Below are 17,780 nucleotides of genomic sequence, written 5' to 3'. Positions count from 1 at the left end.
AAACGAGCATTATATTTGAAATAATGTTCGTTTTTTTGATAGAGTATGTTATAATGAAGAAAAATAACAAGAACGGTGAAAATATGAAACTAAGAAGAAGTGACAGAATGGTGGTAATTTCAAACTATCTTTTAAACCACCCTTATGAACTGACTAGTCTGAATACTTTTGCTGAAAAGTATGAATCAGCTAAATCCTCTATTTCAGAAGATATTGTCATCATCAAACGCGCTTTTGAAGAAATTGAGATTGGATCTATTGAAACAATTACTGGTGCGGGAGGAGGAGTCATCTTTACCCCTTCTATTTCTGATAGAGAGTCTAAAGAAATTGTGGAAGGGTTGCGAGATCAATTGTCAGAAAGTAACCGCATTTTACCAGGTGGCTATATCTACCTATCTGATCTCTTGAGCACTCCATCTATTTTAAATAGTATTGGACGGATTATCGCTAAAGCTTTTCGCGATCAAAAAATCGATGCAGTCATGACAGTAGCTACTAAAGGAGTTCCTCTTGCTAATGCCGTGGCCAATACATTAAATGTTCCTTTTGTGATTGTCCGTCGTGATTTAAAGATTACAGAAGGCTCAACCGTCAGCGTTAACTATGTTTCTGGTTCCAGCGATCGGATTGAAAAGATGTTTTTATCAAAGCGTAGCTTGAAAGCAGGTAGCCGAGTTTTGATAGTGGACGACTTCCTTAAGGGAGGCGGTACAATCAATGGGATGATTAGCTTGCTTGCTGAATTCGAATCGGAGTTAGCAGGTGTAGCTGTTTTTGCGGATAACGCCCAGGAAAAGAGAGAACATCTGTCTTATAAATCTTTATTGAAAGTGACAAATATTGATGTAAAAGAAAATAAAATCGATGTTGAAGTCGGAAATATTTTTGATAAATAAGCAGGAAAAGGATTATGAGAAGTATTTTTGAGAAATTTGACCGAATTCCAATTTGGGTTCGGATAGGAGTTTTGTTACTATTAATAGCGATTTTAATTACTGGCTTATTCTTTATAAAGCCTAACTACAAAACAAGCCACCAGTCCTCAACAGTTGCTACATACAGTCGTACGTCCAGTTCCAAAGTTGATTCATCTAATGAAAAGACTTCTTCTAATCAGGATAAAACGAAAAATTCAGATACACAAAATCTTGCTAATGCAGAAGCTCTTGTGAAGGAATTAGAAGCCGAGCAGACCGAAGAAAACGTGTCACTTGCACAGGCAGCAGTTGACAAGGTGAAGGATCTAGATGCTAAGGCTAAGTTGCAGGATAGGATTCAGGCAGTTAAAGATACCATAGCTGCAAACCGAGCTGCAAATTCTGTGCAACCACAAATTCAACAGCAACCGGTCTATCAATCACCGACAATCCAAACTCCAGCAGTATCTTCAACAGTTGATACTCAAGTACAAAATGAAGAAGCTCCTTCTGCCAACACAACTACACAATAAGAGAAGTTCCTAAGAGCTTCTCTTATTTGTATTGGTTCATGATTCACAAAGTAAAAAGGGCAAAAAATGAAGAAACCTATTGACTCGCCAACTGGCTCGTGTTATAATGATAGACGGTACTTTTTACTTTTGGTCTCTCAAAAGTGTACAGAGACGTGCTGACAAATGTTGCAAAAGTACACACAGATGGTAGCTGTCACCAAGTGTACCATCACCAAAATTAAAAAAATACAGGAGAATGTAGATGCCTACAATTAACCAATTGGTTCGCAAACCGCGTAAATCAAAAGTAGAAAAATCTAAATCACCAGCATTGAACGTTGGTTACAATAGTTTGAAACGTGTTCCAACTAACGAAAGTGCACCTCAAAAACGTGGTGTAGCGACTCGTGTCGGAACTATGACACCTAAAAAACCTAACTCTGCCCTTCGTAAATTTGCTCGTGTACGTTTGAGTAACTTGATCGAAGTAACTGCTTATATCCCAGGTATCGGACACAACTTGCAAGAGCACAGTGTTGTGCTTCTTCGTGGTGGACGTGTAAAAGACCTTCCAGGGGTACGTTACCATATCGTTCGTGGTGCGCTTGATACAGCAGGTGTTACTGATCGTAAACAAGGCCGTTCTAAATACGGTACTAAAAAACCAAAAGCATAAGGAAAGGGGATAAAGAGAAATGAGTCGTAAAAACCGTGCGCCTAAGCGCGAAGTATTGCCAGATCCGCTTTACAATTCAAAATTAGTTACTCGTCTTATCAACCGCGTTATGCTTGATGGTAAACGTGGTACAGCCACTTCTATTGTATATGGAGCATTCGAGCAAATCAAAGAAGCTACTGGAACTGATGCACTTGAAGTATTTGAAACAGCGATGGAAAACATCATGCCTGTTCTTGAAGTACGTGCTCGCCGTGTTGGTGGATCTAACTACCAAGTACCGGTTGAAGTTCGTCCAGAACGTCGTACAACATTGGGACTTCGTTGGTTGGTAACAATCGCTCGCCTTCGTGGTGAACACACAATGCAAGACCGTCTTGCAAAAGAAATCATGGATGCTGCTAACAACACTGGTGCAGCTGTTAAGAAACGCGAAGATACTCACCGTATGGCTGAAGCCAACCGTGCCTTCGCACACTTCCGTTGGTAATATAGGATGCGAAAGCATTAAGAAAGTCACAGAGAAAATAGGGAATCGAAGCAGGTTGCGATTGCAACCAATGAGATTCATCTTTTTCTCCAGACTTTTAGCTTGAGCTCAACTAGATCATGATGCTAGGAACGGTAAGGATGCAAGGTAAAAATAGGAACCTGACGCAGTATTCGACGAATACAAGGAAGTTTATCTTTTTCACACAGCATCCCGTTCCGGCTCAAATCAGCTAAGTAACTTTAGCCCGAGTTCAATTGAGCTTGGTCAGCTCTTAGTTACAATTCAACTTATCTACAAGTTGAAACCAACAAAATCAGATAAACATTGAGAACGGGTAGGTCCTGCCTATCCGTTTTTGCTAAATAATGTTATAATAAACTGTAAAATAAATTAATAGGAGAAAATAACCTCATGGCACGCGAATTTTCACTTGAAAAAACACGTAATATCGGTATCATGGCTCACGTCGATGCTGGTAAAACAACTACAACTGAGCGTATCCTTTACTACACTGGTAAAATTCACAAAATCGGTGAAACTCACGAAGGTGCGTCACAAATGGACTGGATGGAGCAAGAGCAAGAACGTGGTATCACAATCACATCTGCTGCGACAACAGCTCAATGGAACAACCACCGCGTAAACATCATCGACACACCAGGACACGTGGACTTCACAATCGAAGTACAACGTTCTCTTCGTGTATTGGATGGTGCGGTTACCGTTCTTGACTCACAATCAGGTGTTGAGCCTCAAACAGAAACAGTTTGGCGCCAAGCTACTGAATACGGAGTTCCTCGTATTGTATTTGCTAACAAAATGGACAAAATCGGTGCTGACTTCCTTTACTCAGTAAGCACTCTTCATGACCGTCTTCAAGCAAACTCTCACCCAATTCAATTGCCAATCGGTGCTGAGGATGACTTCCGTGGTATCATTGACTTGATCAAGATGAAAGCTGAAATCTATACTAACGACCTTGGTACAGATATTTTGGAAGAAGATATTCCTGCTGAATACCTTGAACAAGCACAAGAATACCGTGAAAAATTGGTGGAAGCAGTTGCGGAAACTGATGAAGACTTGATGATGAAATACCTTGAAGGTGAAGAAATCACTAACGAAGAATTGAAAGCTGGTATCCGTAAAGCAACTATCAATGTTGAGTTCTTCCCAGTATTGTGTGGTTCAGCCTTCAAGAACAAGGGTGTTCAATTGATGCTTGATGCAGTTATCGATTACTTGCCAAGCCCACTTGATATCCCAGCAATCAAAGGTATCAACCCAGATACAGATGAAGAAGAAACTCGTCCAGCATCTGATGAAGAGCCATTTGCAGCTCTTGCCTTCAAGATCATGACTGACCCATTCGTAGGTCGTTTGACATTCTTCCGTGTATACTCAGGTGTTCTTCAATCAGGTTCTTACGTATTGAACACTTCTAAAGGTAAACGTGAACGTATCGGACGTATCCTTCAAATGCACGCTAACAGTCGTCAAGAAATTGAAACAGTATATTCTGGTGATATCGCTGCTGCCGTAGGTTTGAAAGATACTACTACTGGTGACTCATTGACAGATGAAAAAGCTAAAATCATCCTTGAGTCTATCAACGTTCCAGAACCAGTTATCCAATTGATGGTTGAGCCTAAGTCTAAGGCTGACCAAGACAAGATGGGTATTGCCCTTCAAAAATTGGCTGAAGAAGATCCAACTTTCCGTGTTGAAACAAACGTTGAAACTGGTGAAACAGTTATCTCTGGTATGGGTGAGCTTCACTTGGATGTCCTTGTTGACCGTATGCGTCGTGAGTTCAAGGTTGAAGCAAACGTAGGTGCTCCTCAAGTATCTTACCGTGAAACTTTCCGCGCCCCTACTCAAGCTCGTGGATTCTTCAAACGCCAATCTGGTGGTAAAGGTCAATTCGGTGACGTTTGGATTGAATTTACTCCAAATGAAGAAGGTAAAGGATTCGAGTTTGAAAATGCTATCGTCGGTGGTGTGGTTCCACGTGAATTCATTCCAGCTGTAGAAAAAGGTTTGATTGAGTCAATGGCTAATGGTGTCCTTGCTGGTTACCCAATCGTTGACGTGAAAGCTAAACTTTACGATGGTTCATATCACGATGTCGACTCATCTGAAACAGCCTTCAAGGTTGCGGCTTCACTTGCATTGAAAGAAGCTGCTAAGACTGCACAACCAGCTATCCTTGAGCCAATGATGTTGGTAACAATCACTGTTCCTGAAGAAAACCTTGGTGACGTTATGGGTCACGTAACAGCTCGTCGTGGACGCGTTGATGGTATGGAAGCACATGGTAACAGCCAAATCGTTCGTGCCTATGTACCACTTGCTGAAATGTTCGGTTATGCAACAGTTCTTCGTTCTGCATCACAAGGACGTGGTACTTTCATGATGGTATTTGACCACTACGAAGATGTACCTAAGTCAGTACAAGAAGAAATTATCAAAAAACATAAAGGTGAAGCATAATAGCTCTGCCTGAGCACCCTCTAAGGGTGCTTTTTTTCTCTCAAAAAAGCTATCTGAAAATATCCTTGAAAAAGATTTGAAAGAATGAACAAGTTTCTCTTACAATGATGAAATCAGTTGCATTTTATATCAAATAGGTATATAATAATAATGTTGAAAAGTGATTTGTAGCAACTCAAGTTACTCTTTTCACATAAAATATTTATTGATTTTCATAAGGAGGAAATCACGAATGGTAGTTAAAGTTGGTATTAACGGTTTCGGTCGTATCGGTCGTCTTGCATTCCGTCGTATCCAAAACGTAGAAGGTGTTGAAGTTACTCGCATCAACGACCTTACAGATCCTGTAATGCTTGCACATCTGTTGAAATATGACACAACTCAAGGTCGTTTCGACGGTACTGTTGAAGTAAAAGAAGGTGGATTCGAAGTTAACGGTAAATTCGTTAAAGTTTCTGCTGAACGTGACCCAGAAAACATTGACTGGGCTAACGACGGTGTAGAAATCGTTCTTGAAGCAACTGGTTTCTTTGCTACTAAAGCAGCTGCTGAAAAACACTTGCATGCTGGTGGTGCTAAGAAAGTTGTTATCACTGCTCCTGGTGGATCAGATGTTAAAACAGTCGTATTTAACACTAACCACGATATTCTTGATGGTACTGAAACAGTTATCTCAGGTGCTTCATGTACTACAAACTGCTTGGCTCCAATGGCTAAAGCTCTTCAAGATAACTTCGGTGTTGTTGAAGGATTGATGACTACTATCCACGCTTACACTGGTGACCAAATGATCCTTGACGGTCCACACCGTAAAGGTGACCTTCGTCGTGCACGCGCTGGTGCTGCTAACATCGTTCCTAACTCAACTGGTGCTGCTAAAGCAATCGGTTTGGTTATCCCTGAATTGAACGGTAAATTGGACGGAGCTGCACAACGCGTTCCTACTCCAACTGGATCAGTAACTGAATTGGTAGTTGTTCTTGAAAAGAACGTTACTGTTGATGAAGTAAATGCAGCTATGAAAGCTGTTGCTAACGAATCATACGGTTACACTGAAGATCCAATCGTTTCTTCAGACGTTGTAGGTATGTCTTACGGTTCATTGTTTGACGCAACTCAAACTAAAGTTCTTGACGTTGACGGTAAACAATTGGTTAAAGTTGTATCATGGTACGACAACGAAATGTCATACACTGCACAACTTGTACGTACTCTTGAATACTTCGCGAAAATCGCTAAATAATTCATAGTATAGAAAAAGAGAGCTTAGCTCTCTTTTTTTGTACTTTTTTTAGAGATTTAAGCCCTATTTATAGGATGAGATAGAAAGGATTGACAATGAAAGTAAGCAAAGGGTAGAATGGTTTTGAATGAAGTTTTCTTTTTTTTTAAAGAGAAATGTAAGCGATTACTTAAAAAGGAGTGGTGTTAGTATTTAGAATTGGATAGTCGCAAAACTAAGAAAAGAAGAGAAGGAGTCAAGGTAAACATGGAATTTTATAAAAAGCAAAAATTTAGCATCAGAAAGTTAAGCTTGGGAGTTTGTTCTGTTTTAGTTGGAATAGCTCTTTTTGGAGTGGCAAATGTTTCAGCAGAAGAGAAGCTTACAGACTTGTCCCAAGCTAGTGATGTGGCTTTAGTCAATGCGGATGCCCCGAAGGAAGAGGCGGCAGGGGAAGCACAAGGGAAACCTGCTTCAGAGGAGGCAAGTCAAGCAGCACAGCCAGATACAGAAAATCAAGCAGTTGTTGAAGATAAAAAACCAGTAGTAGAGAGTCAAGATATGGCAACTGTCGCAGAGAAAGAGGAAAAACCTGCAACTAAGGAAGCAAAAGTCGTAGAGGATCTACCGAGTCAAGAAGATAAAAAACTAAAGCCAAAAGAAGTTAAGTTTGATACTTGGCAAGATCTGCTAAATTGGAAACCTGGGGATCGAGAAGATGATGATATAAACCGTGCTAGCGTACCTTTGGCTGAACGTTATCAAGGGCATCAAATTAATCAACAAGCAAATCCAGAGGCTAAGGTTCAGGCTTTATCCAATATGAACTCCAAAGCACTTGACCATGCTTCTGTTGGCGGTGAGGAATTTAAGGCCTATGCCTTTGATTATTGGCAATACTTACACTCAATGGTTTTCTGGGATGGGCTAGTCCCTACTTCAGATGTCATTGATGCTGCGCATAGAAATGGCGTTCCTATCTATGGTACCCTCTTTTTTAATTGGTCTTCCAGCGCTAAGGATCAGGAACGATTTGCAGAAGCTTTAAAAGAAGATTCTGAAGGTTCAAAGACCTTCCCTATTGCTCGTAAATTAGTTGAGCTTGCCAAGTATTATGGTTATGATGGCTATTTTATTAACCAAGAAACAACCGGTAGTCAGGTAGAGCCTTTAGGCCCTAAAATGCGTGACTTCTTGCTCTATACAAAAGAGTATGCACGTTCTTTGAATTACCCGATTAAATATTCTTGGTATGATGCCATGACCTACGAATATGGTCGTTATCATGAAAATGCTCTTGGAGAATACAATTATCAGTTTATGCAGACTAAAGACGGTGAAAATCCAGTCGATACTTTCTTTGCTAACTTTAACTGGGGTAAAGCAGAGACAGATTATTCAATCAGTACTGCAAAATGGATTAAACGCAATCCTTACGATGTTTTGGCTGGGATAGAGTTACAAAAGGGCGGTTCTTACAAGACCAATGTGGACTGGGATGCCATATTAGATGAAAATGGGAAACTCCGTCTTTCTCTAGGTCTCTATGCACCTGATACTATCACTGGCCTTGGTAAAACGGGCGAGGGCTACCATATTCACGAAAATTACTTCTGGACAGGTTTCCAAGGAGATCCTAGTAAGGGGAAACCATCTGACCAAACTTGGTATGGTATGTCAAACTTGGTAGTTGATAAAACAGCTATCACTAAACCTGATTTTAATACTTCATTTAATACTGGCCACGGGAAACGTTGGTTTGTAGATGGAAAAGTTTCTAAAGATGGAGAATGGAACTATCGTTCGGTATCCGGCTTCTTGCCGACTTGGCGTTGGTGGATTCAGCACTCGGAAGGTAGTGGACCTCTGAAGGGGCGTTATGATTTTGATGAAGCCTATAACGGTGGAAATTCACTAGCTTTTGAGGGAAACTTGGATGCAAATAGTAGCCAGAATGTTATGCTTTATTCAACTAAGATTCCAGTTAGTGATAAGACCAAACTTAGCCTAACGCATAAAGGTGGTCAAGGAACGAGTGCTTGGGTTGCTCTTGCGACCAAACCAGATTATTCTGAGTACGAATGGAAAGAACTCAAAACTAGCAAAGACTGGAAGACAGAGACCTTTGACTTATCTTCTCTAGCTGGTAAAACGATTTATGGGGTTAAGATGTTCTTTGACCACGACAGAGATGTCAAAGATTATAAGTTTAATCTAGGTCAATTATCCATCTATGCTAACCAAGAGAAACCAGCTGCGCCAAAGGATGTCGTTGTAAAAGCTAAACGTCTTCAAAATGCTCAGGAAGCCGAAGCCTTGCTACAGTTTAAGGGAAGTGCAGATGCTGATTACTATGAAATATATGAAAAAGATGGGGACCAATGGCGTCTAGTAACAGGAACTTCTGGCACATCAGCTTATTTGGCTAAGGTGACTCGTTCAGCTAGTGCCAAGGGTAGTAAGCAAGAGCTAAAAGTCGTTGCGGTAGGAAAGAACGGTCTTCGTTCAGAAGCAGGGACGGTTGACTTTGATTGGGGTATGCAAGTTTCCGATACTTCTTTACCAAAACCTTTAGCGCCGAATGTAGTTTTAGGAGCCAAAGTGATCGGTTCAAGCTTCCCTGATGCAGATGGAAGCGAAGGTATTGAAGGCATGCTGAATGGTACTATTACTAGTCTGTCAGATAAATGGTCTTCTGCCCAACTAAGCGGAACGGTAGACATTCGTTTGACTCAACCACGCACGGTAACCCGCTGGGTTATGGAACATGCTGGAGCCGGCGGAGAGTCTGTTGATGATGGTAAGATGAATACGCGAGACTTTGATCTATATTACAAGGATGAAGCTGGCGAATGGAAATTAGCCAAGGCTGTCCGGGGCAATAAGGACCATGTGTCAGATATTGTATTAGATAAGCCGATTCGAGCACAAGACTGGCGCTTAGATGTCATTACAGCTGATAACGGGACTCCATGGCGGGCAATTCGGATTTATAACTGGAAGATGTATGAAAGCTTAGATACTGAGACAGTAAATATTCCGATGAAAAATGCTGCTGCGCGTGTTCTTGGAAATGGACACGTTCAAGTAGGTTTTAAAGATGTTGCAGCTAAAACAACAGTATCACTATATGAAAGTAGCGATGCAAAACAAGCGATTGCAACTATGACAGCCGATAAGGATGGCAATCTTATCTTTAAACCTCTTGCATTTGCTAAATTGCCTAGCTTACTATATTATCGCTCACAAGTTGCAGGTAAGGATATTAGTAATGTGCTAGCTATTGAAGTGCCTAAAGAAGACAAAGAAATTTCTAAGGTCGAACTTGAAACAGCACCTGAAAGAAAAGTTTATCGTCAAGGAGATGCTCTATCTCTGAAGGGCGGTACTATTCGTGTCGGCTTTAAGGGTGGAGAAGCGGACCAGTTAATTCAGCTATCAAATAGCGGAGTTGAAGTAACTGGCTATGATCCTTCTAAATTAGGAGAGCAGCATTTACAAGTATCTTATCTGGGCCAAAAACTGGATCAATCACTGACAGTTTATGTTGTCAGTCATAGTGAAGCAGGAGAGAAGGCACCTGTGGGACTGGAATTGATTGAAAAACCAAAAACAGACTACATTGTTGGTGAAAATCTTGAGACCCAGGGGGGACGTTTCCGACTAGTTTTTGATGATGAAACAACTGAAGAACATGCTTTAGATGAAACAGATGTCCAAGTCACAGGATATGATGCTCACAAAGAAGGACGCCAAACAATTTCGATTAGTTATCGTGGTGTGACGACAACTTATGATGTGTTTGTATCGCCAAAACCAGCTCTAAATGATGAATATTTGAAGCAAAAATTGGCAGAAGCCACTGCTGTGCAAAATAAGGTTGATTTCAGCTTTGCAAGTCAGGAAAATAAAGATGCCTTACTCAAGGAAATCGCAAGTGCAGAGCAAATCCTGAAAGACCATGATACAAGTACACAAGGACAGGTTGACGAAAGTCTGTCTAAACTGACTCAAGCATTTAAGGCTTTGGATGGCCGAAAGAATTTTGCAACCAAAACTTCTGAATTGGATACTTTGGCAACAGAAGCCCAAAACTTGCTTGCACAAAAGCCAAATCATCCTTTTGGAGATGCTTTAGTCAATTTATTGAATAAAAATAAAGATCTATTGGCCTCTTCAGAAGTAAGTCCAGAAGCGCTTGAAACAGCTAAAACTTCTCTTCAAGCGTTGATTGCTCTACTTAAAGAAGACAAACCGGCTGTCTTTGTGGATTCAGCTACAGGAGTTGAAGTTCAATTTTCAAATAAGGAAACCACTCCAGTTAAAGGTTTGAAAGTCGGAGTTGTTGAGGCTAATGCTGCGGAAAAAGAAGCCTTTGCAGGTAGACTTGGTAAGGTATATGACATAGAGGGAGTAGATAAAGAGGGACGAGATATTGATACCCAGCATGCTTCTCTCGTTAAAATACCAGTAGAAGCTGGCAAGGAAGTTGAACAAGTTCTCTTCTTCCCAGTTAATCAGCCAGTTCAATCTTTAGCCTTTGAGCAAGTAGGCAATGAGATTATCTTTACAGCACCTCACTTTACTCACTATGCTCTTGTCTACAAGACAGCAAAAGCAAGTGAGCCTGACCAGCCACTCAAGCCTAATCAACCATCTGAACCTGATAAGCCTACTGTTCCAAGTAATGATCATTCTAAACCACTTCAACCTCAATTACCAGGTGATGGTCATTTGAGTCCAGTTCAACCGAATGCAAATTCAACTGTTGAGCGTCTAAACTATCAAGAAAAGGATAAAGGATCTACAGGTTATCAAAGTCAGAACTTGGCAAACTCGTCTTCTCAATCAGTCAAGGAAGAAGTTGATTCTAAAGATGTGAAAGAAGAAAACACTGTAACGTCTGCAGGCAACTTACCAAATACCGCTAGTCAAGAAACAGCATTCGTAGCAGAGTCAATCCTTTTGGCGGCTCTCGGTGGCCTTCTCCTAGCAGGTAAGAAAAAAGAAGATTAAGAAATCAATGTAATTAGATGTAAAGGAAAAAGGCGTTTGTAAAAAGACTGCTAACCTGACTAAATTATCGAACCTCCCGTAAACTGCATATGGGAGGTTTGGTTGTTTTAGATGAGGAGCTTTTAAGGTATAAAAACAACTTATTACGGTTTAAGTGTGAATGAATTGACTACTTTGCTGATGAAACGGATATAATTAAGCAGGGGAAATGATTGGATTTTGCTACCTCTTTTGCATCTTTTGTGATATAATTATCATGTATTAAAAATAGAAGGAGTCATATCCAATGGCAAAATTGACTGTAAAAGACGTTGACTTGAAAGGGAAAAAAGTTCTCGTTCGTGTTGACTTTAACGTTCCTGTAAAAGATGGCGTGATCACAAATGACAACCGTATCACTGCAGCTCTTCCAACTATCAAGTACATCCTTGAACAAGGTGGACGTGCAATCCTCTTCTCTCACCTTGGACGTGTAAAAGAAGAAGCAGACAAAGAAGGTAAATCACTTGCTCCTGTAGCTGCTGACTTGGCTGCTAAATTGGGTCAAGACGTTAAGTTTATCCCAGGTGTAACTCGTGGTGCTGAATTGGAAGCAGCAATCAATGCTCTTGAAGATGGACAAGTTCTCTTGGTTGAAAACACTCGTTTTGAAGATGTTGACGGCAAGAAAGAATCTAAAAACGATCCTGAACTTGGTAAATACTGGGCATCACTTGGAGATGGTATCTTCGTAAACGATGCATTTGGTACAGCACACCGTGCACACGCATCTAACGTAGGTATCTCAGCAAACGTTGAAAAAGCTGTTGCTGGTTTCCTTCTTGAAAATGAAATTGCCTACATCCAAGAAGCAGTTGAAGCTCCAGAACGTCCATTCGTGGCTATCCTTGGTGGTTCAAAAGTATCTGACAAGATCGGTGTTATCGAAAACTTGCTTGAAAAAGCTGATAAAGTCCTTATCGGTGGTGGGATGACTTACACATTCTACAAAGCGCAAGGTATCGAAATCGGTAACTCACTTGTAGAAGAAGACAAATTGGATGTTGCTAAAGCTCTTCTTGAAAAAGCAAACGGTAAATTGATCTTGCCAGTTGACTCAAAAGAAGCAAACGCTTTTGCAGACTATACTGAAGTAAAAGATACTGAAGGTGAAGCAGTGGATCCAGGCTTCCTTGGTCTTGACATCGGTCCTAAATCTATCGCTAAATTTGATGAAGCTTTGACTGGTGCTAAAACAGTTGTTTGGAACGGACCTATGGGTGTATTTGAAAACCCTGACTTCCAAGCTGGTACAATCGGTGTCATGGATGCTATCGTGAAACAGCCAGGCGTTAAATCAATCATCGGTGGTGGTGACTCAGCTGCTGCAGCTATCAACCTTGGCCGTGCAGACAAATTCTCTTGGATCTCTACTGGTGGTGGTGCTTCAATGGAACTTCTTGAAGGTAAAGTTCTACCAGGTCTTGCAGCACTTACAGAGAAATAAGATATCATAAAAAGATGGCTTTTAGCCATCTTTTTATCTAATATTCTAACCTGATTTTGTGGATAAGAGGCTTTCATCTGTTCTTTAGAAAAAAAGTAGATAAAATAGTTGCATACAGTCTGTAAAACTGCTATTATTAGACTGATGTATAAAACTAATTATGCTTAAAGGAAAGGGATTAAATGAACAAAAGAAAAGAAGTTTTTGGTTTTCGTAAAAGTAAAGTCGCTAAGACTTTATGTGGAGCTGTCTTAGGGGCGGCTTTGATTGCTATTGCAGATCAGCAAGTTTTGGCTGATGAAGTTACAGAAACAAATAGTACAGCAAATGTAGCAGTCACTACAACTGGAAATCCAGCTACTAATCTGCCTGAAGCACAGGGAGAAGCGACTGAAGCAGCAAGCCAAAGTCAAGCACAGGCTGGTTCTAAAGATGGTGCTCTGCCAGTAGAAGTATCTGCTGATGATTTAAATAAAGCAGTGACGGATGCCAAAGCAGCAGGTGTCAATGTTGTACAAGATCAAACAAGCGATAAAGGTACAGCCACAACTGCCGCAGAAAATGCGCAAAAGCAAGCTGAAATCAAGAGTGATTACGCTAAACAAGCAGAAGAAATAAAGAAAACAACTGAAGCTTATAAAAAAGAAGTAGAGGCTCATCAGGCTGAAACAGATAAAATCAATGCTGAAAACAAAGCTGCTGAAGATAAGTATCAAGAAGATTTGAAAGCTCATCAAGCTGAAGTTGAAAAAATCAACAATGCTAATGCGACAGCAAAGGCAGAATATGAAGCGAAGCTAGCTCAATATCAAAAAGATTTAGCCGCTGTTCAAAAAGCTAATGAAGACAGTCAGCTTGATTATCAAAATAAGCTTTCAGCTTACCAAGCAGAATTGGCTCGTGTTCAAAAAGCGAATGCTGAAGCTAAAGAAGCTTATGAAAAAGCAGTAAAGGAAAATACTGCTAAAAATGCTGCACTCCAAGCTGAAAATGAAGCGATTAAGCAACGCAATGAAACTGCCAAAGCAAACTATGACGCAGCGATGAAGCAGTATGAAGCAGATCTTGCAGCTATTAAAAAAGCTAAGGAAGATAATGATGCTGACTACCAAGCAAAATTAGCAGCTTACCAAGCGGAGTTGGCACGTGTTCAAAAGGCAAATGCTGATGCTAAAGCAGCCTATGAAAAAGCTGTTGAAGAAAACACAGCTAAAAATACAGCCATTCAAGCTGAAAATGAAGCCATTAAGCAACGGAATGCCGCAGCTAAAGCGACTTATGAAGCAGCATTGAAGCAATATGAAGCAGATTTGGCAGCAGTAAAGAAAGCCAACGAAGACAGTGAAGCAGACTATCAAGCTAAGCTAGCCGAATATCAGACGGAATTGGCTCGTGTTCAAAAGGCAAATGCGGATGCTAAAGCAGCTTATGAGAAGGCCGTTGAAGACAACAAGGCAAAAAATGCAGCGCTCCAAGCTGAAAACGAAGAAATCAAGCAACGTAATGCCGCAGCTAAAACTGACTATGAAGCAAAATTAGCTAAATATGAAGCTGATCTTGCCAAATATAAGAAAGAGTTGGCTGAGTATCCGGCTAAGTTGAAGGCTTATGAAGATGAACAGGCCAAAATTAAAGCTGCCCTTGCAGAACTTGAAAATCATAAAAACGAAGATGGTAACTTGTCAGAGCCGTCTGCTCAAAGCTTAGTGTATGATTCAGAGCCAAATGCACAGTTATCATTGACAACTAATGGAAAAATGCTGAAAGCTTCTGCAGTTGATGAGGCCTTTAGTCATGATACAGCTCAATATTCTAAAAAGATTCTTCAGCCTGATAACCTTAATGTTAGTTACCTTCAACAAGCCGATGATGTGACTTCTTCCATGGAACTTTACGGCAATTTCGGGGATAAGGCTGGTTGGACAACCACTGTCGGCAATGACACAGTGGTAAAATTTGCATCTGTCCTCTTGGAACGCGGTCAAAGCGTGACAGCTACCTATACAAATCTTGAAAAATCTTACTATAATGGTAAAAAGATTTCTAAGGTCGTCTTCAAGTATACACTTGATTCCGATTCAAAATTCAAAAATGTTGACAAGGCTTGGTTAGGTATCTTTACCGATCCAACTCTAGGTGTCTTTGCCTCTGCTTATAATGGTGTACCTGAAAAGAACACGTCCATTTTTATTAAAAATGAATTTACCTTCTATGATGAAGATGGGAAACCGATTGATTTTGACAATGCTCTTCTATCTGTTGCTTCCCTCAACCGAGAACATAACTCCATTGAGATGGCTAAAGACTATACTGGAACTTTCGTTAAGATTTCAGGTTCTTCTATTGGAGAAAAAGATGGCAAGATTTACGCAACTGATACTCTCAATTTTAGGAAAGATCAGGGTGGTGCCCGCTGGACTATGTATAAACGGGGCGGCGAAGAAGGATCAGGTTGGGACAGTTCTGATGCACCTAACTCTTGGTATGGAGCTGGTGCCATCCGTATGTCTGGTCCAAACAATAGCGTAACAGTAGGGGCTATCTCTGCTACTCTAGTAATGCCTGAATCTCAAATGCCAGTTGTTTCTGGAAAAGATAATACGGAAGCTAAAAGACCAAATATTTGGTATTCACTAAACGGTAAGATTCGTGCGGTCAATGTGCCTAGGGTTACCAAGGAAAAACCAACTCCACCAGTAGCGCCAACTGAACCACAAGCTCCTACTTATGAAGTGGAAAAACCATTGGAGCCAGCACCGGTAGCACCGACATATGAAAATGAGCCAACTCCACCAGTTAAGACTCCAGACCAACCGGAGCCGTCAAAACCGGAAGAGCCAACATATGAGACAGAGAAGCCATTGGAGCCAGCACCAGTAGCACCAACATATGAAAATGAGCCAACTCCACCGGTTAAGACTCCAGATCAACCGGAACCGTCAAAACCGGAAGAGCCAACATATGAGACAGAGAAGCCATTGGAGCCAGCGCCAGTAGCGCCAACATATGAAAATGAGCCAACTCCGCCAGTTAAGACTCCAGATCAACCGGAGCCGTCAAAACCGGAAGAGCCAACATATGATCCATTGCCAACTCCACCGCTAGCACCAACTCCTAAGCAGTTGCCGACTCCACCAGTTGTACCGACAGTTCATTTCCACTATAGCAGTTTATTAGCTCAGCCTCAGATTAATAAAGAAATTAAGAATGAGGATGGTGTAGATATTGATCGGACATTGGTTGCTAAACAGTCAATTGTTAAGTTTGAATTGAAAACTGAAGCGTTGACAGCTGGACGTCCAAAAACTACTTCATTTGTATTGGTAGATCCGCTACCAACTGGTTATAAGTTTGACTTGGATGCAACTAAGGCTGCAAGTACAGGCTTTGATACAACTTATGATGAAGCCAGTCATACTGTAACCTTTAAGGCGACTGATGAGACATTGGCAAGTTACAATGCTGATTTAACTAAACCTGTTGAGACTCTTCATCCAACGGTTGTTGGTCGAGTCTTGAACGATGGGGCAACTTATACGAATAACTTCACTTTGACAGTCAATGATGCTTATGGTATTAAGTCAAATGTTGTTCGTGTAACGACTCCTGGTAAACCAAATGATCCTGATAATCCAAATAACAACTATATTAAGCCAACGAAAGTAAATAAGAATAAAGAAGGTCTTAATATCGATGGAAAAGAAGTTTTAGCTGGTTCAACCAACTACTACGAATTAACATGGGATTTGGATCAATATAAAGGCGATAAATCTTCTAAGGAGGCAATCCAAAACGGCTTCTACTACGTAGATGATTATCCAGAGGAAGCTTTAGATGTTCGCCCTGATTTGGTTAAGGTTGCAGATGAAAAAGGAAATCAAGTATCAGGTGTCAGCGTTCAACAATATGACAGTCTAGAAGCTGCTCCTAAGAAAGTTCAAGACTTGTTGAAGAAAGCTAACATTACTGTTAAGGGTGCTTTCCAACTCTTCTCTGCTGATAATCCAGAAGAATTTTACAAGCAATACGTAGCAACTGGAACATCACTAGTCATTACAGATCCGATGACTGTTAAGTCTGAATTTGGTAAGACAGGTGGTAAGTATGAAAACAAGGCCTATCAAATTGATTTCGGAAATGGCTATGCTACAGAAGTAGTGGTTAACAACGTACCGAAAATCACACCGAAAAAAGACGTAACAGTGAGCCTAGATCCAACTAGTGAAAATCTGGATGGCCAAACAATTCAATTGTATCAAACGTTTAACTATCGTCTGATTGGTGGCCTCATTCCACAAAATCATTCAGAGGAATTAGAAGATTACAGCTTTGTGGATGATTATGACCAAGCTGGTGATCAGTATACTGGTAATTACAAGACATTCAGCTCTCTGAACTTGACAATGAAAGATGGTTCAGTGATTAAGGCAGGTACAGATCTAACGTCTCAAACAACTGCTGAAACAGATGCTACAAATGGTATTGTAACTGTTCGTTTCAAGGAAGACTTCTTACAAAAGATTAGTTTGGATTCTCCATTCCAAGCTGAAACTTACCTTCAAATGCGCAGAATTGCTATTGGAACATTTGAAAATACTTATGTAAATACTGTTAATAAGGTTGCTTATGCATCTAACACAGTACGTACAACAACTCCAATACCAAGAACACCAGACAAACCGACACCAATTCCAACGCCAAAACCAAAGGATCCTGACAAACCTGAGACACCAAAAGAACCAAAAGTTCCTAGTCCAAAAGTTGAAGATCCTTCAGCACCAATTCCTGTTTCTGTTGGTAAAGAATTAACTACACTTCCAAAAACAGGAACAAATGATGCGACTTATATGCCTTACTTAGGCTTGGCTGCCCTTGTTGGTTTCTTAGGATTAGGTCTAGCAAAGCGCAAAGAAGATTAATCAAATAGCTTGAACTTATTTCATCTTTGCTGTTTCTGTC

9 protein-coding genes are annotated in these 17,780 nt (G+C 40.6%); all 9 read left to right on the top strand.

Annotation, left to right across the window (positions count from 1 at the left end; all coding sequences use genetic code 11):
- Positions 1 to 83 precede the first annotated feature (83 nt).
- The 9 genes from purR to PCY06_RS05725 all read left to right on the top strand — a co-directional run bounded on the left by purR (position 84) and on the right by PCY06_RS05725 (position 17,740).
- A complete protein-coding gene (gene purR / locus PCY06_RS05765; protein ID WP_011999741.1) occupies positions 84 to 899 on the top strand; it encodes a pur operon repressor in 816 nt (271 codons plus the stop codon).
- A gap of 14 nt (positions 900 to 913) precedes the next feature.
- Positions 914 to 1,453, top strand: a complete 540-nt coding sequence (locus PCY06_RS05760; protein WP_011999742.1) for a hypothetical protein — start codon at positions 914 to 916, stop codon at positions 1,451 to 1,453.
- Between the two features lie 244 nt (positions 1,454 to 1,697).
- Complete coding sequence (gene rpsL, locus PCY06_RS05755; RefSeq protein WP_008808225.1) at positions 1,698 to 2,111, top strand: 30S ribosomal protein S12; 414 nt, start codon at positions 1,698 to 1,700, stop codon at positions 2,109 to 2,111.
- 19 nt (positions 2,112 to 2,130) lie between these two features.
- Positions 2,131 to 2,601 (top strand): 30S ribosomal protein S7, encoded by a 471-nt coding sequence (gene rpsG / locus PCY06_RS05750; RefSeq protein WP_011999743.1) that lies wholly within the window; start codon positions 2,131 to 2,133, stop codon positions 2,599 to 2,601.
- Positions 2,602 to 3,015: 414 nt separating this feature from the next.
- On the top strand, positions 3,016 to 5,097 hold the full coding sequence (gene fusA / locus PCY06_RS05745) for an elongation factor G (RefSeq protein WP_195916521.1): 2,082 nt from the start codon (positions 3,016 to 3,018) through the stop codon (positions 5,095 to 5,097).
- Between the two features lie 232 nt (positions 5,098 to 5,329).
- Entirely contained in the window at positions 5,330 to 6,340 is a 1,011-nt protein-coding gene (gene gap, locus PCY06_RS05740; protein ID WP_045505322.1) for a type I glyceraldehyde-3-phosphate dehydrogenase, read from the top strand.
- Between the two features lie 246 nt (positions 6,341 to 6,586).
- Positions 6,587 to 11,335 (top strand): bacterial Ig-like domain-containing protein, encoded by a 4,749-nt coding sequence (locus PCY06_RS05735; RefSeq protein ID WP_081041918.1) that lies wholly within the window; start codon positions 6,587 to 6,589, stop codon positions 11,333 to 11,335.
- A 286-nt stretch (positions 11,336 to 11,621) separates the two neighbouring features.
- Positions 11,622 to 12,821 (top strand): phosphoglycerate kinase, encoded by a 1,200-nt coding sequence (gene pgk, locus PCY06_RS05730; RefSeq protein WP_011999746.1) that lies wholly within the window; start codon positions 11,622 to 11,624, stop codon positions 12,819 to 12,821.
- A gap of 182 nt (positions 12,822 to 13,003) precedes the next feature.
- Positions 13,004 to 17,740 (top strand): antigen I/II family LPXTG-anchored adhesin, encoded by a 4,737-nt coding sequence (locus tag PCY06_RS05725; protein WP_060553176.1) that lies wholly within the window; start codon positions 13,004 to 13,006, stop codon positions 17,738 to 17,740.
- Positions 17,741 to 17,780: the final 40 nt, after the last annotated feature.

The organism is Streptococcus sp. SG1 (assembly GCF_030439935.1).
Lineage (GTDB): Bacteria > Bacillota > Bacilli > Lactobacillales > Streptococcaceae > Streptococcus > Streptococcus gordonii.
Note: the sequence above shows the minus strand (reverse complement) of the source record. Positions and strands in the feature narration are given on the sequence as shown.

What these genes read in the sequence shown, in the direction of transcription:
- pgk (WP_011999746.1), top strand. Translation starts at nt 11,622, where the DNA reads ATGGCAAAATTGACTGTAAAAGACGTTGACTTGAAAGGGAAAAAAGTT.
- PCY06_RS05760 (WP_011999742.1), top strand. Translation starts at nt 914, where the DNA reads ATGAGAAGTATTTTTGAGAAATTTGACCGAATTCCAATTTGGGTTCGG.
- purR (WP_011999741.1), top strand. Translation starts at nt 84, where the DNA reads ATGAAACTAAGAAGAAGTGACAGAATGGTGGTAATTTCAAACTATCTT.
- fusA (WP_195916521.1), top strand. Translation starts at nt 3,016, where the DNA reads ATGGCACGCGAATTTTCACTTGAAAAAACACGTAATATCGGTATCATG.
- rpsG (WP_011999743.1), top strand. Translation starts at nt 2,131, where the DNA reads ATGAGTCGTAAAAACCGTGCGCCTAAGCGCGAAGTATTGCCAGATCCG.
- rpsL (WP_008808225.1), top strand. Translation starts at nt 1,698, where the DNA reads ATGCCTACAATTAACCAATTGGTTCGCAAACCGCGTAAATCAAAAGTA.
- PCY06_RS05735 (WP_081041918.1), top strand. Translation starts at nt 6,587, where the DNA reads ATGGAATTTTATAAAAAGCAAAAATTTAGCATCAGAAAGTTAAGCTTG.
- gap (WP_045505322.1), top strand. Translation starts at nt 5,330, where the DNA reads ATGGTAGTTAAAGTTGGTATTAACGGTTTCGGTCGTATCGGTCGTCTT.
- PCY06_RS05725 (WP_060553176.1), top strand. Translation starts at nt 13,004, where the DNA reads ATGAACAAAAGAAAAGAAGTTTTTGGTTTTCGTAAAAGTAAAGTCGCT.